Raw genomic sequence first — 25,804 nt, forward strand, 5'->3', positions numbered from 1 at the left:
AATGAAACGTGAAAGCAAAATAGACAATGACTCTTTATTGAGTGAAGACATTGCCCTTGAAAACTGGTATCGTGACTATTTTTTACCTTTGGATGTTGAAATTGGTTTCGGGGGTACACCGTTAATTTGCCAGTTGGCCAAGTACCAATATAATAGAAAATTTGTAGGAATAGAAAAGCTAAAACATTTTTGTTTAAGGGCTGAACGATATGTTGAGGAACATTCGATAAGAAATGTTAAAATTATAAACAGTGAAGCATATGAATATATCTGTCAACACATCCCATCAAACAGAGTTGATACCGTACACGTTTACTTCCCTTCTCCAGGCCCTTCAGCCCAAAGATTATTTTCGAAAGATTTTGTGAATCAAATTTATCGAATAGTAAAACTAGGGGGACAACTCAGATTATTAAGTGATGATGAAAACTATTTCAAATCAATTTATATGCTATTTAATAATACTTTGTGGCAACATATCAATTGGTGTCGGTTTAATTTAGATTTGCCTGATTGTAGCTTGGTCGGCACTGACTGTGAAAATAAATATGGTAGCAAGTATGCTTTGCAGCTTATTAAATTGTAAATGTATCATTCGGAGTTATTAGATATGGTTTCAGATGATGACATGTTTGACTTTGATTTTGCTGTTATTCTTCATTCTCATTCTCAGAGATTGATCGGAATATCGGAATGGTTAGAACCAGTTCTTGAATATTTAGGTAAAGATCCATTCATTGGCCATGGCGATATATCTCATCTTGAAGTTGAGCAAGCACTATTAAAACCAATAACTAAACTACATAACAGTTTAGAGAAAATATTTAATACAATTGGTGGTGATTTATCTCAGCGGAATATTCCTGAAGAATTTATGGCAAATTTAGAAGATATAAAACACACCTTGTCAAAATATTTAGACGCTCCTTGGGGCAAGAAGTATCGACCAGCATACATTTATGCACAACTTACAGGTATCTTGGAACTTTGTGAACGAAACAAGCAAATTAAGGTCGCTAAACAGCTAAAAAAAACTCTTATTTTTGACACTAAAGAAGTTCAAAGAATACTATGCCTCTATGATATGAAAAATGCTATTATAAGAATAAATGAGATGGAATACCAAACTCGAGAATTGAGAGAGTTTTATTCAGATTCAATACACCCTCAGATTCATAAAGATATTATTTTGTTATCCGATATTGTTAGGTCGGCGATGCGAGAGCAAAATGTTTATGCTAAAGCAAAAAGGATTGAACTGCGTTTCGATGACAATTCATCAAATCCGAAAATTATTGCTGACAGAAGAATAATCAGCCGAGCAGTTTCTAGCGTTATTAATAATGCAATAAAATACAATTATACATTAAGAAGTGGTAAAGTCTGGGTTCAAATTATATTATCTGACCACGAAGACAATATTAAATTATCAGTTGAAAATTGGGGAGCACCTATCACCAAAGATGAACTTGAATCAGGGATTATTTTTAAGCCTGGAATCCGGGGGGCCTATGCAAAAGCAAAAAAAGGCGAATCTGGAAATGGGATCGGTTTGACGGATGTTAAAAGAACAGTCGAGGCATTTAATGGATCAATCGAAATTTTCTGTAGACCGGCTAAAAATCAAGTAAATGGAATTAATTACGAGAAACCATTTATTACAACTATCCATATATTTTTCCCAAAAATGCAAGAAAGCAGTTAACCAAAAGGTTGAGCAGAGGGCTGCTAAAGAGCCGTTACTGACGTTCTTCTTTATTTTCAAGTTTTGTTTGCTTCTTCAATATCTCAGCTTTTAAGCCGCCCCTCCTCACCTAGCCGTTAAGTGCGCCTGCGGCGCACTTAATGCCGAGTTGAGAATGGGTTTGACGAACGCCGCAGCGCACTTAACAACGAGTTGGAGCAGTCAACCCACGTGGGTCGCTCCTCAACTCGGCATTGTGCATCAAGAAGGAAATGAATGAAACAAGGAACCATATTTGAACATTTAGCTCATGAAGTTTTCACTGTTTTAAGTAGATCAAAAGAACATGAAAAAGTTGAACATGATGTAAATTTGGAAGGCCCTGACGGGCCAAGACAAATTGATGTCCTTATTTCAGGTAGTGTTGGCCCCTTTGAAGTAAAAACTATTGTTGAATGCAAAGACTACAATAAAAACGTTAATGTTACAGCTATTGATGCCTTATATTCGAAACTACTTGATGTTAATGCGCAAAAGGCTGTCTTAGTTGCGCGGAAAGGCTTTAGTAGCGGAGCTAGGAAAAAAGCAAAAAGGCTTGGGATTTCATTATGTACATTGCATAGCATGGAACATGAAAAATGGAAGTTTCAAGCTGAAATCCCTTTAATCCTCATAGAACACGCATGTGAAAAAATTACTCCTAGTATGGAGTTTACAGCGATCTCAACTGACATTGATTTCATAAAAATGATGACCATCAGCGACATTCCTATCTCTAAGGTTGTTGCAGATTACTGGAATAATAATGAATTACAGTGTGAAGATGGAGAGAATGAGCATTTGCTAATCCCTGATATTCCTAAACCTCACTGGGTATATGTGCCAGATGGAAGAAAAATGGAGGTCCAAAATCTTAAGATTACAATGCATATTACCAAGAATTATTATTTTGGTTATGCAAACAATCTGAAATCGGCAAAATACATAGAGTTCATTGAAGAAGGAACTAAAAGAGTTCTTTTTGATCCAAACGAACTATCTGATTATAGGGAAACTTTTATAAAATATAACAGGATGGACGATGTTCCTAAAAATGCCGATAATATAAATATTAACATCAAATTGATGAGAGAAGAACGATTTGACAAAATAAATATTGCACAACCAGGCGTTTCACGTGGACGCGCGTGATCGCGCGCCAGTGAACTTAACGTTATATTTTTTCAATTATGTAGACGTTGCGTGCATTATTGAGAATGCAGTATTTGTGTGAGAAAAACAATAAATGAAACCAAATAAACTTGAATTGAGATCTTTACGACCTGAAGATAAGGAGACCTTTATAAATGCTGTCGCTGCATTTGAAAAGGAACAACCCGCTTTTGAATTCGCATTTGATTTTGATGCGTCTGCGTCCTTTATTGAATACATAAAAAAACTCGAACGCTGGTCATTGGGTAAAGAGTTGCCCGACAAATTTGTTCCAAATACATTTTTTGTCGGGGTCGTTGAACATGAAATTGTTGGACGGTTGTCGCTCAGACATCATCTTAATGATTTTCTGGCAAGAATCGGCGGACATATCGGATATGGCGTCATTCCTGCTCACAGAAAAAAGGGATATGCCACAGAGATGCTCAAACAGGCGCTTCCGGTCTGCACATCACTCGGGATCGATAACGTGTTGATAACTTGCGATATTGACAATTTAGGATCACAGAAAGTAATCGAAGGATGCGGTGGAATCTTTGAAAATACAACAAATGATCCGCTACTAAAAGTTCAAAAAAAAAGATATTGGCTTAATGTTAGCGAATAGAACGCCCGCAAGTACAATTATATAAGGCGAATATTGCCTGTACAGCTTGTAAGTTAAACAATTTAATTAAAAAGATAAAAGTGACAGGATTGGCTCAGGAACTCAAAAACGAATCTCAATCGCCTGCCTGCCACCACAAAACCACGCATCCAAACTTGTTTAACGCCTTCAACCTCAATGTCACGAAGCAAATACGGATTATTTTATGCCCAGGGTCTCAGGCTATTTTTCAGCGCCAATCATGAACATGGGGGTCGAAGCAAAGTTGACTTTCTGCACCTCGTCCCAGACATGTTTTCCGATATCAAACTCGATTAAGAGTTTTGTAAATCCTGTTTCCTTAAGCACCCTGGTATCCCACTCTGGCCGGCACTTCCGGCTTAAGGGCAGTTTCTTCGCAATAGATTCCATGGTTCTGGCATAGGCCTGGGAAAAATGATCCGGATAGGACCGTTTTTTTGTCTTTTGGCGGTCCCGATCCCATGCCTTTTTTGCGTCCGGGTCAAACAGGTGAAGGTACCAGTTTGCATCGAAATTAAGGAGACGTCCGCCCGGCCGGAGCACCCGAAAAAATTCTCTGTAAGCTTTTTCCGGCATCTCAAGGTTCCAGGTCAGATTCCGTGTGATCAGTAAATCAAAGCTTTGATCTTCAAAATCCAGGGACTGGGCGTCCATCCGGGTAAAAGAAATTTCATGCCCGAACCGCGCACCGTTTTCCCGTGCCTGTTCTATCATGGCCTGGGTGTAGTCCACCGCCGTGACGCAATGGTTCCATCCGGCCATGATCAGGGCCAAAAAACCAGGCCCTGTGCCCACATCGAGAACCTTCAGTCCGCGGCCCCGGGGCATATAGTTTTTGATCAGCCTTTTCCAGGCCGAAGAACGAGCCGAGTTCAGCTCTTCTACATTCCCCTGGCTGTACCCTGTCGCCCGCCCGGTCCAATAGGTACCCACCTGCTCCAAAAGCAATTCTGCCATATCAACACCTCTCCCATAAACAAGAAACCACGAACGTATTCCTGCTGTTACCTGGCCTTGCGGCCAAATTTAGCAGACGAAAACCTTCGTGGCTTTAATTATCGTTATGTCGTTTGTTAGAACGCCTTAGGCGTCGGATTTAAGCATTCATGCTTAAGTTGGCGTTTTTTTATCACCGGCGGAATCAAAAAGTCAAGCGTTTTCACCCCATGAAATACAATCAGGCCTGAAACCTCTCCCCGATCTCGTTTTGCGTCCGGATGCGATGGAACAACAAGTTCAATGGGATGCAAATTTCGGGATGCAAATTTTCAACTTGACAATTTTTGCGGGATGGTGGTAACTGTATGCTCCAAGCTGGGTACGAATACTCGGGACTAGTAAAAAGTAACTGTCAAAACCACGAAGGTTTTTAAGCGCCCTTATTTATCGGAGGGATAGCTTTATAAAGCTTTTGTGGTTTTTTTTTGCCTGGTGCTGATGTCACGACTTCTACAGCGCTGAAAATAAAGGAGAAAAGTACATGACCCTGAAACGCATACTCATCACGATGATCATTTTCCCCGCATTTTTTGTCATCGTTTTTTTCCCCGGCCTGTCCATGGGCGCGGATCACAAGGGCCTTATTGTGGGCACTTCCTGGGGCCCGGGCAGCAATCCGCCTGATCCGGCCAAGAACTGGGACGGCTGGTATCTCAACGAGATTGGGGTGACAGAGACCTTGATGGCTCTGGATTTCGACCAGAAGCTTGTGCCCCTGCTGGCAGAGTCCTGCACCAATATCTCTCCGACAACATGGGAAATCCGCCTGAAGGCTGGCATTACCTTCCATGACGGCGCCCCCTTGAATGCCGAAGCGGTGAAATGGAACTTTGACCGGTTTCTGGATGAAAAAAGCAATACATTTAACGAGAGAATGGCCCAATTGCTGAGTATTAAAAACATCCACGTGAAGGATGACAAAACGGTGGTGTTCGAAACCATCGAGCCTTTGGCCTCATTTGCCAATAAGCTTGCCGATACAGGCACAGGCCTCATCTCTCCTTTGAGTGAGGGAAAAGGCACCTTCGGAACCGGCCCCTTCCAGGTCAAGGCATTTTTTCCCAACGAAAAAATGATCGCGGAACGGTATGAGGGTTATTGGGGTAAGAAGGCATTACTTCCCCGGGTGACCTTTGTGTATAACAAGGATTCCCAGGCCAAAATGCTGGCCTTTGAAGCCGGGGACCTGGACCTGCTTCCCCTGTTTCCGGAGATGGATATTCAGCGGATAGAGAAGGACCCGAGATTCCAGATTTACAACAGGGAAACCAACCGGATCTGCTATTTAGTTCCCCGCATAAACAGCGGGCCTTTGGCAGATCCTAACATACGCATGGCCTTGAACTACGCCATAGACCGGAAGGAAATCGTGGAAGTGGTGCTCTCGGGTATCGGCGGAACCGTGGGGAGCGGTATTTTTCCAAATGTGTTGCCCTGGCATAACCAGTCGCTTTCGCCCTATCCCTATGATCCTGAAAAGGCAAAAGCCCTGTTAAGGCAGGCCGGTGTCACCGATTCTGACGGCGATGGTATGCTGGAATACCAGGGTGACCCCATCAAGTTACGCATGTGGACCTATAGCGGGCGGCCCTCGCTTCGTCCCACGCTGGAACTGGTTCAGGCCCAGCTCAAGCGGATCGGCATCGATTCCCAAATTCGGGTGAGCAAGTCGGGTTCCACCAACAGAGAGGCCATGAAGAATAACCAAGCAGATCTGATTCTAAGTCTGAGCAGCACCGCGCCCCAGGGAGACCCTGACTATTTCGTCTCCACCTGGCTGGGTGCCGAGTCTTCCTTAAACTGCAGCCAGTATAAAAACGAGGAACTTGGAAAATTATTGGCTAAGGGCCGAACTACCTTTGATTTTGAAGCGCGCAAGGCCATTTACGACCGCATCCAGAAAATCATATATGAGGAGAACCCTATGATGGTGCTTTTCTATAAAAGCAAGGTCTCGGCCGGTTGGAACCATGTGAAGAATTACCGGGTTCACCCAGCAGAAATTTATGTTATCCGCCCGGAAATGGCTATTGAGAGATAAGTTGGTCTCCCTTTTAACCCACCCCCCGGCTGGCTGCATGGCAGACCTGCCTCATGATGACGGGATGCTGGCGCAGCCGGCTCTGTCCGGGCCCATCCTGGAGGTGGACGGCTTAACGGTGGGCTTTGGAAATGCCAACGGCCGTCCGCCGGTGCTCAACGGGGTGGGCTTTTCCCTTCGTCCCGGAGAAATACTCGGCCTGGTCGGCGCTTCGGGCTCGGGAAAAAGTCTTTTGGCCCGATCCCTTCTCCGCCTGGAAAAACCAGCCCGGATCCTTTCTGGTTCCATTCGGATTCTGGGTGAGGACATTTCCCAGTCATCCCAGAAAAGGGTCCGGGCCATCCGGGGCAGCCGAATCACCTATGTGCCCCAAAACCCCTTAAGCGCACTGGACCCGGTCTATTCGATCCGGTTTCAATTCAAAGAAGTCCTGAAAAGTCACAGGGCCGCCCATGGAAACGGCAGAAGGCCTGACCGCCCCCGAACCCTTGTGGATAAAGTCCTTGACTGGATGGGGTCTGTGGATATTTCCGAGGCCCGCACCCGAATCAAGCAATTTCCCCACCAGTGGAGCCGGGGGATGCTCCAGCGGGCCCTTCTGGCCATGTCCTTTTCCCCGTCACCGAAAATCATTATCCTGGATGAGGTCACCTCGGCCCTGGATCCGACCATCACCCTGCAGATGATCTCTTTGATTTCCGCCCTAAGGGACCGGCATGAGACCGCGGTCATCCTCATCACCCACGATCTTGCCATTGCCAACGAGATCTGCGATTCCATCGCGGTCCTGCACCGGGGGCATATCGTGGAACAGGGAAGGACCAAAGATGTTTTCCATCACCCCCGGCACGATTACACCCGGCAATTGATTTCCAATATGGTGATTTGACCCCATGATATCCGACTCTTTGATATCCTGCGAAAACGTTACGGTAAATTTTCCAATGGCCAAAAGATGGCTGTTAAAACCCAGCTATCTGACCGCCATAAAAGGGATCAGCCTGAAGATCAATGCCAACGACGTGTTCTGCCTGATCGGAGAAAGCGGATCCGGAAAATCCACCATCGCCAAAACCCTGCTCGGGTTTCATCCCTATGAAGGCCGGGTCTTTCTGGAAGACGCAGCCTTGTCCCGGAATGACCGGGAACGCCATCTCGCCTTGCGCCGGCAGGCTCAGATGGTCTTTCAGGATCCCTGGGCCTCTCTTTCTCCCTATCACACCCTGCAGTGGTCCATTGAAGAACCGCTTCGGGCCAGCGGGGTTCCGGCCGGCCAAAGAAGAAAAATAACCGAGCCTTTGGTCCAGCGGCTGAACCTCGATGATGAGGTACTCGGCCGCCTACCCGCCCATGTTTCCGGCGGCGAGTGTCAACGAGCCTGCATTGCCAGGGCCCTGGTCAAGCGCCCCAGGATTCTCTTCCTGGATGAACCCTTGAATGCCCTGGATGCCCATATCAAAAAACAGGTGGCGGATCTGCTCCTGGATCTGAAACAGGAGTTCGACCTGACCTATTTTTTGATCAGCCACGACCTTGCCCTGGTGAAAAAAATGGCCACCACGGTCATGGTGCTCTATTTGGGACGGGTCATGGAGACGGTCAGGGCCAGCGTTTTTTTCGAGCATCGAAAACACCCTTATTCCTATGCACTGCTCTCCTCCGTGCTGACGCCGGGATTCTGGAACCATCCCCGGGTGGTCCTGAAAAATGAAATCCCGTCTCCCATGTTTCCGCCAAAAGGGTGTGTATTTCATACCCGATGCCTTGAAAAAACAGCCCGGTGCCAGACCCAGACCCCTGGTCTGCGTAAGATCGGCCCGGACCACTTTGTTGCCTGTCATCTGGTGTAAGCCCATGTACCGATTCATCTTCAGACGCTTGATCTCCGCAGGGTTCGTGTTGTGGGGCGTTTCCTTTCTGACATTTATGCTGATGGCGTTTGCCCCCGGCGATCCCGCGGCAAAGGTCGCCTATGCGCGATACGGTGGGGCAGATAACGTAACCGGGACGACCATCGAATGGATCCGGCAACATGAAGGTCTGGACCGGCCCTGGCTGGCGCAATACGCCAATTGGCTCAAACATATTGTAAAACTTGATTTCGGCAACTCCATGATCACCCGGACCAAGGTTACCGAAATAATCATGAATAGACTTCCCAATACCCTCCAGCTTGCCCTGGCTGCCGGAGGATTCTGCCTGGCCATATCCCTGCCCCTGGGGTTGATCTCGGGCATAAAAAAGGGATCCTGGATAGACACGCTGGGGGTCGGTCTGTCGGTATTGGGGGTGTCCATACCCAACTTCTGGTTGGGACTTGTGCTGATTATTGTCTTTGCCGTGGAATTGCAATGGCTGCCGGCCTTTGGCCGGGACAGCTGGCGTCATCTGATCCTGCCGGCCTTTACCCTGGGCTCGGGTATCACCGCCTATTCCACCCGTATTTTGAGATCTTCAACCGCCCAGGCCCTCCAGTCGGAATTTCTGCTCTCCATCCGGGCAAAGGGGGTGGGCGAAGGCCGGATCATCGGCTTTCATGTGGCTAAAAACGTCATGATCCCCATGATTACCATTCTCGCACTGGAAATCGGCTACCTTCTGGAGGGCGCTGTCATCACGGAAACCATTTTTGCCTGGCCGGGCGTCGGACAATTGATGTTCACCGCAGTGAGCGATAACGACTACCCTTTGATCCAGGGTCTTGTGATTCTGGCGGCCTTTTGCTTTATTACCATCAATTTTACAGTGGATGTCTTATATAAATGGCTCGATCCCAGAATCAATCTTTAAACCGAGAACAGGCCGACTCGATGAATTCCGATCCCACAGCGGCAGTTCACAAAAAGTATCCTCCCGTTCCCGCTCTGATATCCGCAATAATTATCGCGGCATTCCTGATCATGGCCCTGGGCGCGGATGTTATCGCCCCCCATGACCCCACAGAAACTAATATCCGGATGAGATTAAAAGGGCCGTCTCTGGACTATCCTTTAGGCACTGACGCTCTGGGACGGTGCCTGGCCTCAAGAATCATATACGGGTCCCGCACCTCCATCGGGTTGGGGGTGCTCATCATGACCATTTCCGGCATCGTCGGCGTGCTAATCGGCCTGATCTCAGGGCTGGGAGGAGGGCTTGTGGATGAACTCATGATGCGGATCACGGACATGTTTCTCTCTTTTCCGGAGATCATCGCCGCCCTGGCCATCGCCGGCATTCTGGGACCCAAGAACATCAACCTGGTCTTTGCCCTGGTCATGGTCAGCTGGATGCGGTTTGCCCGCATGGTCCGGGGTATCACCCTGTCTGAAAAGGAACGGGATTTCATCCAGGCAGCCCGTCTGTCCGGGGTCTCCCAATGGGGGATCATTCGGCACCATATCCTGCCGGCCTGCCTGCCCGCCATCATGGTGCTGGGCAGCCTGGGCCTGTCCAAATCTATCCTGGGCATATCCTCCCTGGGGTTTTTAGGGTTCGGCATCCAGCCCCCATTTCCGGAATGGGGCAGCCTGCTCATGGAAGGGAAAGCCTATATCCGCACGGCACCCTATCTCGCCATTTTCCCGGGACTTGCCATTATCCTTCTTGTCCTCTCTTTGAACCTGGTCGGAGACCACCTTCAGGATCAATTGAGTGAGAGGTTCCATTCAAAAGAGAATTAAAAACAATTAGTTACACTCATCCCATCTTCGATTAAAAGTCCGGATTGACGGTTTCCTGCCGTTCCAGCCACTTCATTCAGGCCGCGTTTATGTGCGACATTATTTTGAGGCAAAGAACATAGGGCAGCAAAAATTTTTTTGGAAGTTAATCCTAACCTGGACAAGCCAGAACCAAAAAGGTTTTGTTGATTTCCTTGCCAAAACAACACGAAAATCAGAGATAAGAATCTAAAATCGAAATAGACCTCTATTTTCCGAAATCGGAGCTGCACTTGAGTATCAATATCTGCTTTACCGACTGGGGATGATAACTTCCTGAGCTCATGTGATTCCATTTGTACCCATGGCTTTTGTGGTTAATAAAAATTGTACCCATCATAAAATTCACGAACTGTGCCTTGTTATTTCCATGAAATCCTGTATTTTTTAGCCTATGATACCCACAACACCACAATTGAAAGTGAAGTGGTAATGCAGGTCATGGCGGACGTGATCCGGGCGGACCTGGTTCAGTTCGGGACAGCCATCCATCGATTTAATATCCCGTTGATTGAAGATGATATCAATCACTCAAGTGGTAATATCCAAATTAATGACTGACGAGCACACAAGAAAAAGGAAGAAACACATGGACTATCGACGCCTTCTGGCAGGCCGGACCCGGCTCATGCAAGCCAACGCCATACGGGAAATTCTCAAAGTAGTGTCCGATCCCGGCATCATTTCACTGGCTGGCGGCATTCCGTCTCCGGACAGCTTTCCCATGGAAATTTTTGAAGAACTCACTGCCCGGGTGATTTCAACCTACGGATCCCAGGCCTTTCAATACGATCTCACAGAGGGGTTCATGCCTTTAAGGGAACAGGTGGCCATCCTCCTGGAAAGCCGTGGCATTGCCACCCCCCCCGAGGCCGTGAACATCACCTCAGGCTCCCAGGGAGTTCTGGATGCAGTGGCCAAGCTCATGATCGGCAAAGGGGATAAGATTGCCCTGGAATCACCCACCTATCTTGGGGCTATCTCTGCCTTCAACCCCTACGAACCTTCCTACATTTCCATGGCAACCGATGAACAGGGTCTGATACCGGAATCCCTGGAACAAACCCTTAAAACCCATGACGTTAAGTTCATCTATCTTGTACCCACCTTCCAGAACCCCACAGGAAGGAGCCTGACCCTGGAACGGCGAAGGGAAATAGCGAGAATCATCCAGGCTCACAACGTCCTGCTCATCGAGGACGACCCTTATTCCGCCCTGCGGTATACAGGCCAGGAGCTGCCCCCCATTAAGACGATGGCCCCGGACCATGTCATCTATATCTCCACCCTGTCCAAGGTCTTTGCCCCGGGACTGCGCATCGGATTCTACGCAGCCCCGGAATTCCTGCGCCAGTGGCTGGTACTGGTCAAGCAGGGCGTGGACCTCCACACCTCCACCTTCAATCAGGCCCTGGCCGCGGAATACCTGGCCGGCAACTACCTGGAAGCCCAGTTACCCAAGATCATCGGCCTGTACAAACCCAGGCAAAAGGCCATGTTGGATGCTCTGTCCGAGCATCTGCCAAAAAACTTTAAGGTCTCCCCGTCCGAGGGGGGGATGTTCCTCTGGGTCACCGGACCCAAGGGACTCGACGGCCTGGCCCTTTACCGCAAGGCCATTGAAAACGGGGTGGCATTCGTGCCGGGGCAATTCTTCTACACGGACCCGAATCAGGGAGGGAAAACCATGCGCCTCAACTATACCATGGCAGATGTACCTACCCTGGAGAGGGCTGTTGAAAAGCTGGGCCAGACCATCCGACAGTCGGCAATTTTCAAATTATGTCAAAGATAAAACAGGAGTTAATCAGAAAATGTTTAGCACAGAGTTTTTACTTACTTCGTTAGTGGTCGTCCTAATACCTGGGACAGGTGTTATTTATACGGTTTCAACAGGGCTTTTTAAAGGTCGTCGGGCAAGTATTGCTGCTGCATTTGGATGTACAACTGGTATTGTCCCTCACTTGACAGCAAGCATTCTTGGGTTATCGGCTATTCTCCATATGAGTGCGATTGCATTCCAAACACTTAAATATGCAGGCGTTATCTATCTATTATATCTCGCATGGTCCATGTGGCGGGAAACGGGTTCAATACAAATGAACTCCCAGGAATCAACAAAAAGCCTGCACCAAATTGTAGCAAGGGGATTTTTAATCAATATTCTTAACCCCAAACTTTCAATATTCTTTTTGGCTTTTTTACCCCAGTTTATCTCACCATTCACCTCATCACCTATTTTTCAAATGTTCATTCTAAGCGCCGTATTCATGCTTATGACTTTAGTCATTTTCATATTCTATGGTCTTTCTGCAAACTACGTAAGAAAATATATCGTCAACTCTCTCAAAGTTACTACTTGGTTGCAAAGATCATTTGCAATCATATTTGCGGCACTTGCCAGTAAACTTGCCATGATAGAGCAATAAAAGTATCTACAAGATAAATAAAACCTGTGATCAACACTGCGACATAATTGGGTAGCCGGGGGGTTAATCCCCCAGCTCCACCCCACAAGCAAGTCCACATAGAAAAGTTCGAGCAGGCTGTGGGCACGATCAATCTTGGTGACAGCACCCCGGATCATCTTGTGAAAAATGCCCTTGAAGAGGTCGTCCGCGCCCATACTGCTGGTATCAACCATACAGTCCTTTCTCATCCCGTATCCTTTCATCTTTGTATAATAGACTTGACAAAATGGGTAATATAATAATATAAGGCCGCAATGAGTAACGCTTTCATCATATAATTCAACTTTCAAAGTTGAATTATATGTAAAGGATCAGACTTACACTTTTGGATAGCTAAACGTGTAATTTATCGGATCTTGGTCAAAACACCGGCCACGCTTGTAAATGGGTAAGCGGATAAAATGATGCATAAAGCCGACAATAAAACAGAAAATGGGTTCGATGAAAAACTTTGATTTCTCCATTATTCGAAATCTCCGCAAGAAGTGGGGACTGACGGCTGAAACACTTGCAGTGCGGGCCAATATGACCCGCGCCACAATAGTCAAAATTGAGTCGGGAAACGGAAATCCGACCATAGAAACCATCCATGCCATAAGCCGGGTATTCCATCTCTCAGCCGGTGAACTGGTCTCTCTGGCAGAAAAAGCCAGTGTTGAGACTGGAAAAACATCACCATATACTGATAACGGCCTTGAAGGCGTTCATATCTGGTTCCCTGATTTTGAACTTTATCACCTAAAGGCAGCGGCAGGCATCTGCAAAGTTTCAGAACCCGTTCTGCATGAAAATACCGCAGAGGTGTGTCTGGTACTTTCCGGCAGGGTGAGGCTAACCGTAGATGATAATGTCACAGAGCTGGCATGTGGAAAGGCCATGAGGTTCAAGGCCCTTCATCAACATAGCCTGGAAATGATTGAGGCATCGGAGTTCCTTCTGATCCACCATATTTTACCTTAGCATGAAAAATCGGCCCCTCTGGGCCACACTTTATAATTAAGACCACGAAGGTCATCCCCCATAGTCTGGGAAATGATCTCGTGGTCTTTTTTTTTGGGAAAAAAATAATTTAAAGACCAAGTGATGAGGAGAATGGATGAAAATGTATATGAAATGGTTACGGATATCAATCTGTCTGTGTCTTGCATGGGGGCACGCCATTGCAGCAGAAGAAAATCAAGTGGGCGGTATCGAAACAAAGGACCTTGGAGAAATAATTGTGACCGCAGACCAGGAGAATGCTGCGGCAAGAAATGTTATCCCCCTGGAAGAGATACAGGCACCACAAATCAGCGGAAGTATTCTTGATACCATGGAGAGTCAGGCAGGTGTACAGTTAATACGTCGGAGTCAGACAGGCGCCGATGGCGGCGACTTGCGGATCAGGGGATTTGATGAAACCCGTCTGATCATCATGAAAGACGGTGTAACGCTGAACCGGGACGGCTCCTATGGAAACGGCCCCGTGGACTGGAGCAGTATTTCCCCTGAATCCATTGAAGGGATAGAGATCTACCGGGGTGCCTGTCCGGCAAAATATGGAAATACCCTTGGTGGCGTTGTCAATATCATGGGCAAAAGACCCACCTCGGATCCTGAAACCACACTGGGTGTCTCCTACGGAAGCCTTGATACGGTGAACACCAGTATTTCCCACTCCTGGAAAAAGGGTCCCGTGGGCTGGACGTTCTCTGGAGGCCATTTTGAAAGTGATGGCTACCTTAAAAACAATACCCTGGATCGTGACAACTTTTCAGGTATGGTTTCAGTGGCGCTTCCTGACGCATGGGAAATTGGAGTGGGCATGGATTATTCCACAAAGGAGAATGGAAATCCGGTCTATAACCGCCCGGACAGTCCCTATTATGATTCATCCTATCCCGATGCCGATGAAAAAGAGCTTGGTGGCCCCGGCATCGGTGTCCGTCTCATCAACGGCAGTCTGGCCTGGGGGGATGGAAGCATTACCGAAGATGAAAACACCAATCTGACGACTTTTATAGAAAAAAAATTTACCACTGGAAAATTTCGTCTGGACGCACGTTTATGGAATCAGGATCGAACGGAGGCTTTTGTGGATGCAGAGGACAGCTCAAAAACAATCTATGAAAGAAAGACCCAAGCTGAAGATAACAACTGGTCGTTGAAAGGAGAGATGATTTATGACCTGTCCGATCATAAAATCGAATGCGGCGGAGAAACCCGTCGGTATGGATGGGGCGAGCAGAAGGTCACTTACATTGATGAATCCTATTTTAACGGTTCCATCAATTTTATGAAATTCATCAAGGAAGGGTTTAAGGGCCAAGATGATGTTATGCACTACCATGCGCTCTATGTTCAGGACACATGGTCAATAAATCAAGCGTTTTCAGTGGAGTTAGGAGTAAGGCAAGAGTGGTTCAGAGCAGAAAGTATTGACCCTGATGCCTTTGGTTTTGTGTGGCCTGCCGATGTCACCGATATAAGTGAATCCCAACTGGATCCGCGTCTTGCATTGACCTGGCGACCCTGGAATGATGCATCCATCGTTGCCCGATGGGGTATTGCCCATAGATATCCCACCTCCGGTGAGTACTTCTGGTGGTATCTCAACAATGCCACAGACTACTTTAACACTGATTTTAATTCCGAAGAGGCCATGCAGTATGAGTTGGCCTGGAACCAGTCCCTGAAAGGAACAATCGATTTTTTTGTCCGGGGATATTATTATGACATTGACGATTATATCTCCTCAACATCCGTCCCGGGCGTCGGTTCCGTGTACTTCAATATCGGCCAGGTGACCATCAAGGGCATAGAGACGGGCCTCTCAGCCATGTTACCCTATAACCTTCGTCTCTGGGGTAATTTTACCTTTCAAGATGGAGATAAAAGCGATGATCCCTGGGATGCCGACAACAGGTTGAGTAACCAGCTGCCTGATTTTCCCGACTATATGGCCAATGCCGGCATTGATTATACGGGTAAATCATTAAAAGCAAAACTCTGGGTAAACCATGTGGGTGAGCGCAAACATTTTAACGGAAATGAACTGGAAAAGTTAGATAGCTACAGCCTGGTAAATATCTCCGCAACCTGGCGATTTTTCGAAAAGGAAAATACTTCCATGGATCTTGAACTCACAGGGGTAAATATTCTGGATGAATCCTATGAAGAAGACAGTGGTTACCCCATGGCAGACGCAGGTGTAATGGCCGGTATCCGGTTAATTTTTTAATAATAGGTCTCTGTTTAATAATAATATCTTCGCCAATCATATTTTTGATCAGCATCCCAACCCTATAATGTGCCTTCAAAATGATAAAACCACAACTTATAGACATTTGAGATCCTGCTAAAAGCACATTTTAAAAATTGGCGAAGGTATTGAATAAGAGGAAATGAAAATGAAAATGAAAAATTTTATTATTATACTTGTTCTGACCATTGTGATGTCAGGGTGGAACAGTATTGGACGGGCTGATGCCAAAGATTTTGAAGTCCTTGGACAGGAAGCCTTTGACATTGCCATGAAACGGCTTAATCCCAATGAAGATGACAGCTGTGCCTGTCTGACCAATGCCGGGTACACAACCTTTAAGGGACAAAGTACCCAAGGGCTGTACGATATAATTTCCAACAACAAAAAATTGAGCTTTGCCAAGGGCAATCTTCTGGTGGTCCATGACCGCAACGATGCACCACTCTGGCTTGCTATGGTGTCAAAACCCTCCTCAGACAAACTGATGATGGTGTATGTTACCATAACCGACGCCGGAATAAATTGTTCGGATCTTCTGGACGTGTACATCGGCAAAGGCACCTCCTTCATCCCCTTTAAAACGGCAATGGGAGAAAAAGCGTTTGCCATTGTAACCCTTGCCAATGGCTGGGCTGATAATATCCCCGAAAATTTACTCAGGGGAGCCCTGTTTCATGATCACCTGTGCTGTGGGGTGTCCAGTGGTTATTTTACGGTGAAATTCATTCAGGAAAAGATCCCTCTGGGTCAGGGGGAGCGCTACATCTACATAGGAGCCCCGGCCTGGTGCCAGGACGATTATATAATGCTCGCCTTAAATCTTACCCCGGGAAAGCATGGCTATTATACCATGGCATATCCCTGGAGCAGACCATGGACAACAAAAGAAAAAAGCTATGATCAGTTGGGGGGTATTATCATTGTGTATAACAACAAAACCAACAGCGGTCAGGCCCATCTGTTACGCTTCGATTGGCGTATGTCCGAATTTAAACGCTTTGCCCATTTCCCGGATGATGGAGAGGTGGACTGGAAAAATCAGCCCTGGCTCCATGCCATGTACAACCGATTCTTAATGGAAAATAAAAAAGACTTAGAGAAATTTGTTTCCGTGGTTCAGACCAAGGAGTTAAAGAACAAAAAGGACCTGAACCGTTTGATTAACATGGGCACCAATCCATTGGAAGAGATGCTTGGAATTGATCTTGAATGGAAAAAGGCTACCGCCCTAAAAGAGAAAGGATAAATCATGATATTCAAACCATTTATGCGTGAAGGGTTCATCCCTCTGCCCGTGGCGTTTATTTCCACCATCAGTCAAACCGGCGTTAGAAACATTGCGCCATATTCATGTGTCATGCCGGTGCTCCGTCCCCTGGATCTGATTTGTATCGCCACGGCTAAGAAACGGGACACGTTAAACAACATTCGAGAGACAAACGAATTTGTGCTCAATCTGCCGGGGGTTGATTTTGCCGACAAGGTCATTCCAACTGCAAAATTTACCCAACCGGAGGTGGATGAATTTCAACTGGCCAACCTGGAAGAAAAACCGTCCCACATAGTAAAGGCTCCCGGCATTGCCGGGTGCTATTCATGGATGGAATGCCGCTTGGAAAAAGAATATGAAGAGGAGAACTATATTCTCATCATGGGAAAAGTTTTAAGGTTGGAGGTGGATGATGCGGTGGTGGGGTCCGACGGCTCCCTTGATACAACTAAGGCAGAACCCCTTATGATGACCGGAAGTAAAACAGGAATGCATTTTTGTACCGTCCGGTCAATAGATAAATTTGAACCGTTCTCCGCCATGTTTCCCAAAGGAAAAGATGCCCTTGGTGATAAATATATTTCATAAATAAGGCGATTTCTGTCAAAGGACATACCAGCTGACTTATCTTTTTATCCGTCTTTTGCGTTGGATTTTTCCGTCCAGAGAACGACCATGTACGGAAAAATCCGCCTTGAATACGAATAATAATTCTGGGCGACAACCATAAGCTGGCCACCCTCCCCCGTGGCCAGCACTGTTTTATGGGCAAAAAAGTCCCCACCCGGTCGTCTTTACTGTTGAACACATAAAGCACCATCACCTCACAGGAGCAATAAAGCTCCTGGGTATCCCGGGAGGGATGGTTATTGGGGAAGGAGCCCGTCCCTTCGTACGGTTACCACTTCATGGCGGGGAATAGCAAGATCATTGATCGTACATTCTATCCCTGCAATGATCAAATTAGATACATCAGTAAAAAATGTTATCTACCTTTGACAAAAAGCCGCGATCATTCTATTGTAGAGGCTCTTTAAATTTGTTCTTAATCGGCGAGCAAGCACTGTTTTTTCCCATACTCATATTTTTAAGAAAGGAGCTGATCTGTGCACAATTCGTTTTTGGATATTTTCAACAGTATCCTGAGTTCAGTTCGTGAACCGCTCGTGGTGCTTGATTAAATTGCAGACAAGCAATTGGAGGTTTCCCACCTCCATGGAATGACAGCCATTGAAGCGGTCAGGCCCCAAGGAAATCCATATAACGAGTATATTGAGAATCTAAAAAGGAGTTTAAGATCATGCAGCGGTTTATGTTTCAGATAGGCCTTACACTGGCGCTCATAGGTGCCGTAATATTTTCAACCAACACGGCACTCGCAGGCAAGCCGGAGGGGAATCACGGGAAAAAGGACCAAAAGCATACACAGGAATCCAGGGGCGAACGGAAAACGGACAACAAGGGTTCCAATCATGGGAAATCCTACAATAACAGTGGGCATAACGCCCAGAAGAGCGGCCACTTCAATGAACAAAAGCAGCGATTCATCCACGAATATTATTCGAATCAGTTTCGGAAGGGGCATTGTCCGCCGGGCCTTGTCAAGAAAGGCAACCGCTGCATCCCCTACGGTCATGCAAAAAAATGGAGCAAAGGCCGACCGCTTCCCAGGGAAGTCATTTTCTATACGCTTCCGCAAAGCATTCTTGTGGAATTGGGGCCGCCACCGCCAAGGCATCGTTTCGTGCGCGTGGCCCAGGATATCCTGTTAATTTCCATTGGAACCGGAATGGTCGTGGATGCCTTTGAAGATATTGGCAGGCAGCTTGATTGATAAGGACTGCCTGTGCCGGAAACCATCATAAAGAAAGCACCGGAGAATATCTTGATGATTCTGTCATCACCACCAAGGTGAAGGCACAAATATTTAATGACCCGATGCTCAAGGTGCTACAAATCAATGTTGAAACCTTCAAGGGAGAAGTGCAGTTAAAATCACAATCATGAGGAATTTAATCTATGAGTATAAAGCCAGGATCATGCCTTTGTGGTGAGGTCACTTTCGAAATAGAAGGTGATTTTGATAATTTTTACCTTTGCCATTGTAGTCGGTGTCGAAAAGATACAGGCTCAGCTCATGGAGCCAATCTTTTTTCTTCTACTGCCAAATTGAAATGGTTGTCAGGAGACGATAAAATCACACATTTTACATTAGCTTCAACTCAACACAACAAATCATTTTGCTCAATTTGTGGATCAGCACTTCCAAATATTCAAATGGGAGGTGAACTTCTGGTGGTCCCTGCTGGAAGCCTTGATTGTGATATCACCATCACTCCAACAGCTCACATTTTCATTTCCAGCAAAGCAAATTGGGACAAAGATCTCCATAAGTTCCCTATGATAGAGACTTTACCGTTATAGGCATAAACCACATAATCGGGTAGCCGGGGGGTTTTAATCCCCCAGCCCCCACAACACCCTGCATGCGGGTCCGCCCAGGGCGTTTAATCAAGGAATGTTTTTCCCATCATGCGCCTGTACACTACTTTGCCTGGGGAAAATACATCCGGATTCAAAGATAGCGTATTTACGTATTATTGAATCGTTGGCTGTTCAAGGCGCTGAGGCCTTAATTCTTTGATGTACTGAAGGCACTGTTTTCATCTTCGCTGGCTGATAAAAACGCCGAATCCCACTAGCAGGGCACCTGCGATTTGCCCCGGGGACAGGGTTTCTCCCAGCAGTGTCCATCCCAGCAACACCGCCACCGCAGGAACCAGATTGATGAATACCGAGGCCCGGGAAGCCGGAATCCGGCTCATGGACCAGTTGTACAGGCCGAATGCCCCGACAGAGGCAAATACGCCCAGAAGGAACAACGTGGCAATCAGGTCCATGCGGAGCAGGATGCCGGGTTCTGCAACAATGTACCGGATACCGGGGGAAAAGAAGATCAAGCCTGCCAGAAACTGCATCCCGGTGAGGCTCCAGGGGTTGTACCTGCGGCTAAGCACCTTGACCAGCAACATGTTACCCGAAGCACAGGCCATAGCTGCGAATTCAAAGCAGTTGCCGAGTATGGGATTGTCGCCGGTCTGTTCCGGCCTACCTGCAAGGGTCAGGATGACCACACCCACAACCGAGACAAGCAGGCCCAGGATAATCTTGGCATTCATCCTTTCACTTAAAAAAAGCCAGGCACCCAGGGCCACCAAAATGGGGACCGAGGCGGAGATAACACCGGCCTGGGAGGAAGTGGTCAGGGTCAAGGCGTTGGATTCAAGCAAAAAGTAGAGGCAGGGCTGGAGCAGAACCATGGGAATGATCAGCTTCAGATCCTTGCCCGTAAGAAGCAGGGGGGTGAGCTGTCTTGCAAAAGGGGCCATGATCAGGCAGGCAACCACCATGCGGCAGAACATCACCGCCTGGGGATGAAGCAGGCTGACCGCTACACGGGTGGCCGGAAAGGATGCCCCCCAGAAGATGACCGTGGCAGTCAGAGCTACATAGGGCAGCAAGGGTGAATCAATAAAAGACCCATATCCCAGAACTTTTTTTGCACTTGCGTTTTCCATTTGGTTCTCCTTGGATTTTAGATGCTTGATCATCGAAATACATATTCCAGGGGAGCCTATACCATTCAGAAAAAAGCGTATTGCAGAAAAATGCTCTATTTATTTATAAGGTATTGTTTCGGGGTGGCACCCACATAACGCCGGAAGGTATTAGAAAAATGGCTCTGGTCGGAAAAACCGGTCTCCAGGGCCACTTGGGATGGGGGCATCCCCCTTGCCAGAAGGGGTTTTGCAGCTTCCACTCGTTTAAGTGTTCGGTAAAGATGGGGAGAGAGGCCGGTCTCTTTTTTAAAGGTGCGCAGAAAATGGTACCGGCTCAGGCCCACGCTTTTGGCCACCTTTTCAAGACCAAGTTTCTGGTCCAGTGATTCGGACAGCATTTGTCTGGCCCTGATCACGGAATGGTGGTGCAGGAAGCGGCCATGCCCCCGTTTTTCTTTAAGGCTGTACCTTGAGAGGATAAAATGGACGGCAGAAACCATCAGTGCCTCTTTTTCAAGGCAGTCCTGGCTGGTCATCATGGTCTTGAACAGGTGAGCCAGCAATTTGGAGGCCAGGGGATCCTTGACAAGGGCTGCGGTGAATTCTACTTCGGAGTGGCCATCGGCTTCATGGGCCAGATCGGCCATGGCCTCCAGGGAAAAGTGGCAGACGGCATAATCCAGACGACTGTTGTCGGCCGGGGCGCCGGTGTGAATCTGGCCGGGATTGAGCAGCGTCACGGTCCCCGGGCCGGAGACCTGGTCCTGGCGGCCTTTTCCCAGGCAGTAGCAGTGCCCGGACAGAATAAGGCTGACAATGTACAGATCGTCGTGGAAATGTTCTGGGAAGTGGTGGCGGCTTTGAGCCACCCGGCAGATATCTATGCCGGGCAGGCCAGGGTCCCTGTAATATATGACATCTGTCTTGGCTTTCATCTTTCTTATTATAAAGGATTTTCAGCCAAAGTATTGTAAAAAATTGCGGCACCGTAGAAAAAATTCCAGAACGGGGTAGAAGCCAGGGATCAAGTTTGTTTGCATCTGTTGCCGCCTGCTTTCGAAAAAACGTTCTGCAGTCGATAATTTTCGATGACATTTTTGTTGTTTCTATTGTGAATCTTGAGCAAAAGCCCCGGGGAGGCAGTAAAGGTTGTTGTCAGTACGCCTGCACAAAGCGATCCGTACGCAGCTCCGGCTGCCTTTCAGGTTATCGCCGATGACAAGAAAATAAAAAACCGGGCCTTATGCAAAGCTGCGTAAAACCCGGCAGACGGGATGTAAACCAGGGGGGATGGTCATAGCATCGACGACTCTGGGGATACCCGCGCAGTGTAACGTGAGGGCTTGGTCACAACATGATGAATGGGTTCAAATGCCAAGGTAAGCCTCTTTGATATGAGGATCGCCCAGAAGTTCTTTGGCCGGGCCCTCCATGGCTATACGGCCATGCTCCAACACATATCCCCGATCACTCAGGCTTAATGAATGATTTACATCCTGTTCCACCATTAAAACCGTGGTGCCCTGATCGGCAATCTCCCGCACGGTTTCAAAAATTTCCTTAATCAATACCGGTGCCAGCCCCAGGGAGGGTTCATCGAGCATCAATATCCTGGGCATTCCCATTAACCCCCTGCCAATGGCCACCATCTGCTGCTCACCCCCGGACAAGGTCATGGCAATCTGGGAAGAACGCTCTTTCAGGCGGGGCAGAAGATCGTAAACATAGTCAAGGGTTTTGGCCTCATGCTGGCGGGCCCTGGGGTTATAAGCCCCCACAATAAGGTTATCCTTGATGTTCATCAATGAGAACAATCGCCTGCCCTCGGGCACGTGAATGATGCCGTGGTTGACAATTTCCTCCGGCGGCAGGGCATGCACCGGATGACCGTCAAAGGTGATGCTTCCCTTTGCTGGCTGGAGCAACCCGGAAATGGTTCTTAATAGCGTGGATTTACCGGCACCATTACCGCCGATGATGCTGACCACTTCGCCTTCGTTGATCTTGAGGGAAAGATCAAAAACAACCTGCACATCCCCATAGAACACATCAATATCATTGATTTCAAGCAGTGCCATACTCTTCTCCTAAGTACGCTTTGATAACATTTTCATTGGAAGCGATTTCGCCGGGGGTGCCTTCGGCTATTTTTTTACCAAACTGAATAACAACGATTCTGTCCGAAAGAGCCATGATAGCCCGCATGATATGCTCAATCACAAAAATGGTGACACCAGACTTTCGAAGACCCTGGATGATCTCTACCAGTTCATCCACCTCCCCCGGTCGAAGCCCGGCCATTACCTCGTCGAGCAAAAGCAGTTTGGGGTTTGTGGCCAGGGCCCGGGCAATCTCCAATCGTTTTCGATCGGCAATGGTCAGGGCACCGGATCTCAAATCCTTTTTATTTTCAAAATGAAGGGACTCCAGTACGGCAATGGCTTTTTCCTCTGCCTCGGCTCTTTTATCCGTGGTGGCAAAGGCTCCCACCGTGACATTGTAAAGCACACTTTTGGATGCAAAGGGTTTAACAATCTGAAAGGTCCTGGCAAGCCCTTTTTTGCAAAGATCCCAGGGCCTCTGGTTATTGGTGACTTCCCCGTTGAATTTAATGGTTCCTTCCGTGGGAGGGTGAACCCCGGCAATGCAGTTGAATGCCGTGGATTTTCCGGCACCATTGGGACCTATAAGACCCAGGATTTCGCCGTCTTCAATGCTTAAATCCAGGGAATCCACAGCGGTAAGTCCCCCGAAACGCATCACCATTTTTTCCACTTCCAGTATCTTCATGCCCCCTCCTTTGTCTGGTCTTTTTTCGTTAACCGATCAAGCATCCTGTAATAAAAACGGGTCAGCGGTTCCTGAATGCCTCTTGGTTGATAAATCATAACCAGAATCAGAATAACGCCAAAAATAACCAGATGAAGTCCGGGAAACACATCTCCAAAATAAATGCGTGAAAAATCACTCACCGGGCGAAGCAAAAGCGCTCCTAACAGTGGACCAGCAATGGAACCCCGGCCACCAATGAGGGCAATAAAGGCGATTTCAAAGGAAAGATCCAGGGATATGATACTCTTGGGATGGATAAAAAGGGAAAACTGGGCATAAAAGGTACCGGCAAGGGCCGTTAAAAAAGAACTCATGGCCATGGCAATCAGCTTGGCCCGGGCTACGTTCACCCCCAGAGCCATGGCGGCTTCGGGTTCTTCACCACCGGCATTGAGGTAATATCCCAGCTTGGATCGGGAAATAATCCAGGTAAGGCCAAGCACCCCGATGAGCATGATCAAAATAATATAATAGTACGGCTCCTTTCCCCTGAACATGAAATTAACAAAACCAAAATCCAAGGGGGGAATCTGAAGTCCCCGGGGACCATTGAGATTAAAGGGACCCAGGTAGTCAAGGTTTTCCACCATCACTCTCATGCCTTCGGCAAAGGCAATGGTGGCAAGGGCAAAATAGGCCCCCCGCATTTTAAAGGTGGGAAGACCAATGAGCACCCCGATACCCATGGAAAGTACACCGCCCACAAGCATCCCGATCCAGGGAGAAATCCCATACTGCAAAGATAAAATGGTGGAAGTATAAGCACCGGTACCGATGAAAACAGCATGTCCCAGGGGTAATACCCCTGCAAACCCGCCCACCATGTTCCAGGAACTGGTTAAATATGCATAAAAATAAATCAGAATCACAATGTGAAGGTAGGTGGGACTTGTCACGACCAGGGGCAGTCCAAAGGCAATGAGCAACACAGCCAGAAGGGACAGCCCTTCAATTTTTTTTTGTGGGGTAAACCCCTGGTCTGCCATTTTACTGCCCGGCAGGCTTGAAGGCCCGGCAGTACCGCCGGAGGGGTTATCCGAAGGGGCAAGGGTTTCATTACCAGTCATTTTTTTCTCCAAACAGTCCTGAGGGTTTAACAAACAGTACGAGCAGAAACAGTCCGTAAACAATGGCCTCTGTCCAGGTGGCCGTCATGAACTGCGGACCCACCGACTCAATCAGCCCCACAATTATGCCCCCGACAATGGCACCACCAATGCTGCCAAGCCCTCCCAGAACCACAATGATGAATCCTTTGATATCAAAGGAGACCCCCACCGTGGGAAAGGTGTTATAAAAGGGAATCAATGTAATGGCAGCAATACCGGAAACCGCCGTACCGATACCAAAGGCAATGTTATAGATTTTGTATTGATTGATGCCGGCAAGGCTTGCGGCATCCCTGTCCAGACTGGTGGCACGTATGGCCCGGCCCAGACGGGTATATTGAAAAAAATAATACACAGCGGCTGCAGTAGCAACGGCAATGACAAATCCCCAAAACTTGGGTGCGGAAATCAGCATTTCACCCAGTTCAAACATTTTACCCCGCAAGGGATTGTCCTGAATTGTGCGATACTGAGGACCAAAAACAAGAAGAGCAAGGTTGTCCAGGATATACCAGATTCCAGTGGTGACGATGATCACAGTCACCGGTTCCCGCACATCTTTCTCTGCTTTGAAAATGGGTTTGATAACGATATCTTGAAGCAGATACCCGAACAGAAACATGGCAGGAATGACAATCACCAGGGCCAGGTACGGATGCATTCCAGATAGTGTTACCGCCCAGTAAGCCACATACATCCCCACCATCAACAATGATCCATGGGCAAAATTGATCACTTTCAGTACACCAAAAATAATGGTCAGTCCCAGGGCCGTCAATCCATAGATGGACCCCATGAGAATGCCGTTGATGGTGTCTTCAATAAAATAGAGCATTTAAAAGCCTCCAGACATGCATTAAAGAGATGCATCAGGAATATGCTTCATGCACATATCCCTGATAAGAAATAATGGGCTTGGCCACAACCTGGGCCTATTTGGGGTGGGTAAGGCTTGCGTTATTGACATTATGGTTGGTGTTTTTCTCTAAATATAGAGTCTTGTCCAAAGTACAATAACACAAGCCTGATCCCGTTGGCCCGCCAACTGTGACG

At 47.4% G+C, this 25,804-nt stretch carries 26 protein-coding genes; 18 read left to right on the forward strand and 8 right to left on the reverse strand.

Annotated elements, in window-relative coordinates:
- Position 1: 1 nt before the first annotated feature.
- From ACYQ2M_RS13670 to ACYQ2M_RS13685, 4 genes are all read left to right on the forward strand, one after another.
- Positions 2-586, forward strand: coding sequence for a class I SAM-dependent methyltransferase (locus ACYQ2M_RS13670; protein ID WP_459916913.1), 585 nt, complete (start codon positions 2-4; stop codon positions 584-586).
- Between the two features lie 24 nt (positions 587-610).
- A complete protein-coding gene (locus tag ACYQ2M_RS13675; protein ID WP_459916914.1) occupies positions 611-1,705 on the forward strand; it encodes a sensor histidine kinase in 1,095 nt (364 codons plus the stop codon).
- Between the two features lie 255 nt (positions 1,706-1,960).
- Complete coding sequence (locus ACYQ2M_RS13680; protein WP_459916915.1) at positions 1,961-2,875, forward strand: restriction endonuclease; 915 nt, start codon at positions 1,961-1,963, stop codon at positions 2,873-2,875.
- 94 nt (positions 2,876-2,969) lie between these two features.
- Entirely contained in the window at positions 2,970-3,503 is a 534-nt protein-coding gene (locus tag ACYQ2M_RS13685) for a GNAT family N-acetyltransferase (protein ID WP_459916916.1), read from the forward strand.
- Positions 3,504-3,725: 222 nt separating this feature from the next.
- Here the strand turns inward: ACYQ2M_RS13685 and ACYQ2M_RS13690 are convergent, their stop codons facing one another.
- The gene (locus ACYQ2M_RS13690; RefSeq protein ID WP_459916917.1) at positions 3,726-4,481 is read right to left on the reverse strand and encodes a class I SAM-dependent methyltransferase; all 756 of its coding nucleotides are present in this window, start codon (positions 4,479-4,481) and stop codon (positions 3,726-3,728) included.
- 523 nt (positions 4,482-5,004) lie between these two features.
- On the opposite strand from ACYQ2M_RS13690, the gene ACYQ2M_RS13695 reads away from it, so the two are divergent.
- The 5 genes from ACYQ2M_RS13695 to nikC are packed head-to-tail and all read left to right on the forward strand — an operon-like array spanning position 5,005 to position 10,226.
- Positions 5,005-6,564, forward strand: a complete 1,560-nt coding sequence (locus ACYQ2M_RS13695; RefSeq protein WP_459916918.1) for an ABC transporter substrate-binding protein — start codon at positions 5,005-5,007, stop codon at positions 6,562-6,564.
- Positions 6,554-7,453 (forward strand): ATP-binding cassette domain-containing protein, encoded by a 900-nt coding sequence (locus ACYQ2M_RS13700; protein ID WP_459916919.1) that lies wholly within the window; start codon positions 6,554-6,556, stop codon positions 7,451-7,453. The genes ACYQ2M_RS13695 and ACYQ2M_RS13700 overlap by 11 nt, the downstream gene beginning before the upstream one ends.
- 55 nt (positions 7,454-7,508) lie before the next feature.
- Positions 7,509-8,414, forward strand: coding sequence for an oligopeptide/dipeptide ABC transporter ATP-binding protein (locus ACYQ2M_RS13705; protein WP_459916920.1), 906 nt, complete (start codon positions 7,509-7,511; stop codon positions 8,412-8,414).
- A gap of 4 nt (positions 8,415-8,418) precedes the next feature.
- On the forward strand, positions 8,419-9,354 hold the full coding sequence (locus tag ACYQ2M_RS13710; RefSeq protein ID WP_459916921.1) for an ABC transporter permease: 936 nt from the start codon (positions 8,419-8,421) through the stop codon (positions 9,352-9,354).
- A 20-nt stretch (positions 9,355-9,374) separates the two neighbouring features.
- On the forward strand, positions 9,375-10,226 hold the full coding sequence (gene nikC, locus ACYQ2M_RS13715) for a nickel transporter permease (RefSeq protein ID WP_459916922.1): 852 nt from the start codon (positions 9,375-9,377) through the stop codon (positions 10,224-10,226).
- Here the strand turns inward: nikC and ACYQ2M_RS13720 are convergent.
- Positions 10,223-10,561 carry a hypothetical protein gene (locus ACYQ2M_RS13720; RefSeq protein ID WP_459916923.1) on the reverse strand — a complete coding sequence of 113 codons (339 nt, stop codon included), beginning with the start codon at positions 10,559-10,561 and terminating at the stop codon, positions 10,223-10,225. The two genes, nikC and ACYQ2M_RS13720, sit on opposite strands and share 4 nt — an antisense overlap.
- A gap of 293 nt (positions 10,562-10,854) precedes the next feature.
- Here ACYQ2M_RS13720 and ACYQ2M_RS13725 point away from each other — a divergent pair, with 293 nt between their 5' ends.
- From ACYQ2M_RS13725 to ACYQ2M_RS13765, 9 genes are all read left to right on the forward strand, one after another.
- Positions 10,855-12,060 carry an aminotransferase-like domain-containing protein gene (locus ACYQ2M_RS13725; protein WP_459916924.1) on the forward strand — a complete coding sequence of 402 codons (1,206 nt, stop codon included), beginning with the start codon at positions 10,855-10,857 and terminating at the stop codon, positions 12,058-12,060.
- A 19-nt stretch (positions 12,061-12,079) separates the two neighbouring features.
- On the forward strand, positions 12,080-12,694 hold the full coding sequence (locus ACYQ2M_RS13730) for a LysE family translocator (RefSeq protein WP_459916925.1): 615 nt from the start codon (positions 12,080-12,082) through the stop codon (positions 12,692-12,694).
- A 483-nt stretch (positions 12,695-13,177) separates the two neighbouring features.
- Complete coding sequence (locus ACYQ2M_RS13735) at positions 13,178-13,696, forward strand: helix-turn-helix domain-containing protein (protein ID WP_459916926.1); 519 nt, start codon at positions 13,178-13,180, stop codon at positions 13,694-13,696.
- 136 nt (positions 13,697-13,832) lie between these two features.
- Positions 13,833-15,956, forward strand: a complete 2,124-nt coding sequence (locus ACYQ2M_RS13740) for a TonB-dependent receptor (protein ID WP_459916927.1) — start codon at positions 13,833-13,835, stop codon at positions 15,954-15,956.
- Between the two features lie 169 nt (positions 15,957-16,125).
- Positions 16,126-17,226 (forward strand): FmdE family protein, encoded by a 1,101-nt coding sequence (locus ACYQ2M_RS13745; RefSeq protein WP_459916928.1) that lies wholly within the window; start codon positions 16,126-16,128, stop codon positions 17,224-17,226.
- A 3-nt stretch (positions 17,227-17,229) separates the two neighbouring features.
- Complete coding sequence (locus ACYQ2M_RS13750; protein WP_459916929.1) at positions 17,230-17,838, forward strand: flavin reductase family protein; 609 nt, start codon at positions 17,230-17,232, stop codon at positions 17,836-17,838.
- A 712-nt stretch (positions 17,839-18,550) separates the two neighbouring features.
- Positions 18,551-19,084, forward strand: a complete 534-nt coding sequence (locus ACYQ2M_RS13755) for a hypothetical protein (RefSeq protein WP_459916930.1) — start codon at positions 18,551-18,553, stop codon at positions 19,082-19,084.
- Entirely contained in the window at positions 19,081-19,257 is a 177-nt protein-coding gene (locus tag ACYQ2M_RS13760; protein WP_459916931.1) for a BON domain-containing protein, read from the forward strand. Before ACYQ2M_RS13755 ends, ACYQ2M_RS13760 begins: the two co-directional genes overlap by 4 nt.
- Before the next feature lie 12 nt (positions 19,258-19,269).
- The gene (locus ACYQ2M_RS13765; protein ID WP_459916932.1) at positions 19,270-19,674 is read left to right on the forward strand and encodes a GFA family protein; all 405 of its coding nucleotides are present in this window, start codon (positions 19,270-19,272) and stop codon (positions 19,672-19,674) included.
- A 239-nt stretch (positions 19,675-19,913) separates the two neighbouring features.
- Here the strand turns inward: ACYQ2M_RS13765 and ACYQ2M_RS13770 are convergent, their stop codons facing one another.
- The 6 genes from ACYQ2M_RS13770 to ACYQ2M_RS13795 form a co-directional block, all read right to left on the reverse strand.
- The gene (locus ACYQ2M_RS13770) at positions 19,914-20,828 is read right to left on the reverse strand and encodes a DMT family transporter (RefSeq protein ID WP_459916933.1); all 915 of its coding nucleotides are present in this window, start codon (positions 20,826-20,828) and stop codon (positions 19,914-19,916) included.
- Between the two features lie 95 nt (positions 20,829-20,923).
- Positions 20,924-21,745 (reverse strand): AraC family transcriptional regulator, encoded by an 822-nt coding sequence (locus ACYQ2M_RS13775; RefSeq protein ID WP_459916934.1) that lies wholly within the window; start codon positions 21,743-21,745, stop codon positions 20,924-20,926.
- 432 nt (positions 21,746-22,177) lie between these two features.
- Positions 22,178-22,888 carry an ABC transporter ATP-binding protein gene (locus tag ACYQ2M_RS13780; protein ID WP_459916935.1) on the reverse strand — a complete coding sequence of 237 codons (711 nt, stop codon included), beginning with the start codon at positions 22,886-22,888 and terminating at the stop codon, positions 22,178-22,180.
- On the reverse strand, positions 22,875-23,600 hold the full coding sequence (locus ACYQ2M_RS13785) for an ABC transporter ATP-binding protein (protein ID WP_459916936.1): 726 nt from the start codon (positions 23,598-23,600) through the stop codon (positions 22,875-22,877). Before ACYQ2M_RS13785 ends, ACYQ2M_RS13780 begins: the two co-directional genes overlap by 14 nt.
- A complete protein-coding gene (locus tag ACYQ2M_RS13790; protein WP_459916937.1) occupies positions 23,597-24,709 on the reverse strand; it encodes a branched-chain amino acid ABC transporter permease in 1,113 nt (370 codons plus the stop codon). Before ACYQ2M_RS13790 ends, ACYQ2M_RS13785 begins: the two co-directional genes overlap by 4 nt.
- Entirely contained in the window at positions 24,699-25,586 is an 888-nt protein-coding gene (locus ACYQ2M_RS13795; protein WP_459916938.1) for a branched-chain amino acid ABC transporter permease, read from the reverse strand. The genes ACYQ2M_RS13790 and ACYQ2M_RS13795 overlap by 11 nt, the downstream gene beginning before the upstream one ends.
- Positions 25,587-25,804 lie beyond the last annotated feature (218 nt).

It is taken from the genome of Desulfocicer niacini, assembly GCF_054657595.1.

Excerpts from the sequence above, each read along its gene's own strand:
- ACYQ2M_RS13795 (WP_459916938.1), bottom strand. The coding sequence starts at position 25,586 with ATGCTCTATTTTATTGAAGACACCATCAACGGCATTCTCATGGGGTCC.
- ACYQ2M_RS13735 (WP_459916926.1), top strand. The coding sequence starts at position 13,178 with ATGAAAAACTTTGATTTCTCCATTATTCGAAATCTCCGCAAGAAGTGG.
- ACYQ2M_RS13690 (WP_459916917.1), bottom strand. The coding sequence starts at position 4,481 with ATGGCAGAATTGCTTTTGGAGCAGGTGGGTACCTATTGGACCGGGCGG.
- ACYQ2M_RS13755 (WP_459916930.1), top strand. The coding sequence starts at position 18,551 with ATGCAGCGGTTTATGTTTCAGATAGGCCTTACACTGGCGCTCATAGGT.
- ACYQ2M_RS13780 (WP_459916935.1), bottom strand. The coding sequence starts at position 22,888 with ATGGCACTGCTTGAAATCAATGATATTGATGTGTTCTATGGGGATGTG.
- ACYQ2M_RS13710 (WP_459916921.1), top strand. The coding sequence starts at position 8,419 with ATGTACCGATTCATCTTCAGACGCTTGATCTCCGCAGGGTTCGTGTTG.
- ACYQ2M_RS13680 (WP_459916915.1), top strand. The coding sequence starts at position 1,961 with ATGAAACAAGGAACCATATTTGAACATTTAGCTCATGAAGTTTTCACT.
- ACYQ2M_RS13695 (WP_459916918.1), top strand. The coding sequence starts at position 5,005 with ATGACCCTGAAACGCATACTCATCACGATGATCATTTTCCCCGCATTT.
- nikC (WP_459916922.1), top strand. The coding sequence starts at position 9,375 with ATGAATTCCGATCCCACAGCGGCAGTTCACAAAAAGTATCCTCCCGTT.
- ACYQ2M_RS13725 (WP_459916924.1), top strand. The coding sequence starts at position 10,855 with ATGGACTATCGACGCCTTCTGGCAGGCCGGACCCGGCTCATGCAAGCC.
- ACYQ2M_RS13770 (WP_459916933.1), bottom strand. The coding sequence starts at position 20,828 with ATGGAAAACGCAAGTGCAAAAAAAGTTCTGGGATATGGGTCTTTTATT.
- ACYQ2M_RS13765 (WP_459916932.1), top strand. The coding sequence starts at position 19,270 with ATGAGTATAAAGCCAGGATCATGCCTTTGTGGTGAGGTCACTTTCGAA.
- ACYQ2M_RS13740 (WP_459916927.1), top strand. The coding sequence starts at position 13,833 with ATGAAAATGTATATGAAATGGTTACGGATATCAATCTGTCTGTGTCTT.
- ACYQ2M_RS13720 (WP_459916923.1), bottom strand. The coding sequence starts at position 10,561 with ATGGAATCACATGAGCTCAGGAAGTTATCATCCCCAGTCGGTAAAGCA.
- ACYQ2M_RS13750 (WP_459916929.1), top strand. The coding sequence starts at position 17,230 with ATGATATTCAAACCATTTATGCGTGAAGGGTTCATCCCTCTGCCCGTG.
- ACYQ2M_RS13675 (WP_459916914.1), top strand. The coding sequence starts at position 611 with ATGGTTTCAGATGATGACATGTTTGACTTTGATTTTGCTGTTATTCTT.
- ACYQ2M_RS13745 (WP_459916928.1), top strand. The coding sequence starts at position 16,126 with ATGAAAATGAAAAATTTTATTATTATACTTGTTCTGACCATTGTGATG.
- ACYQ2M_RS13730 (WP_459916925.1), top strand. The coding sequence starts at position 12,080 with ATGTTTAGCACAGAGTTTTTACTTACTTCGTTAGTGGTCGTCCTAATA.
- ACYQ2M_RS13785 (WP_459916936.1), bottom strand. The coding sequence starts at position 23,600 with ATGAAGATACTGGAAGTGGAAAAAATGGTGATGCGTTTCGGGGGACTT.
- ACYQ2M_RS13705 (WP_459916920.1), top strand. The coding sequence starts at position 7,509 with ATGGCCAAAAGATGGCTGTTAAAACCCAGCTATCTGACCGCCATAAAA.
- ACYQ2M_RS13775 (WP_459916934.1), bottom strand. The coding sequence starts at position 21,745 with ATGAAAGCCAAGACAGATGTCATATATTACAGGGACCCTGGCCTGCCC.
- ACYQ2M_RS13670 (WP_459916913.1), top strand. The coding sequence starts at position 2 with ATGAAACGTGAAAGCAAAATAGACAATGACTCTTTATTGAGTGAAGAC.
- ACYQ2M_RS13790 (WP_459916937.1), bottom strand. The coding sequence starts at position 24,709 with ATGACTGGTAATGAAACCCTTGCCCCTTCGGATAACCCCTCCGGCGGT.
- ACYQ2M_RS13685 (WP_459916916.1), top strand. The coding sequence starts at position 2,970 with ATGAAACCAAATAAACTTGAATTGAGATCTTTACGACCTGAAGATAAG.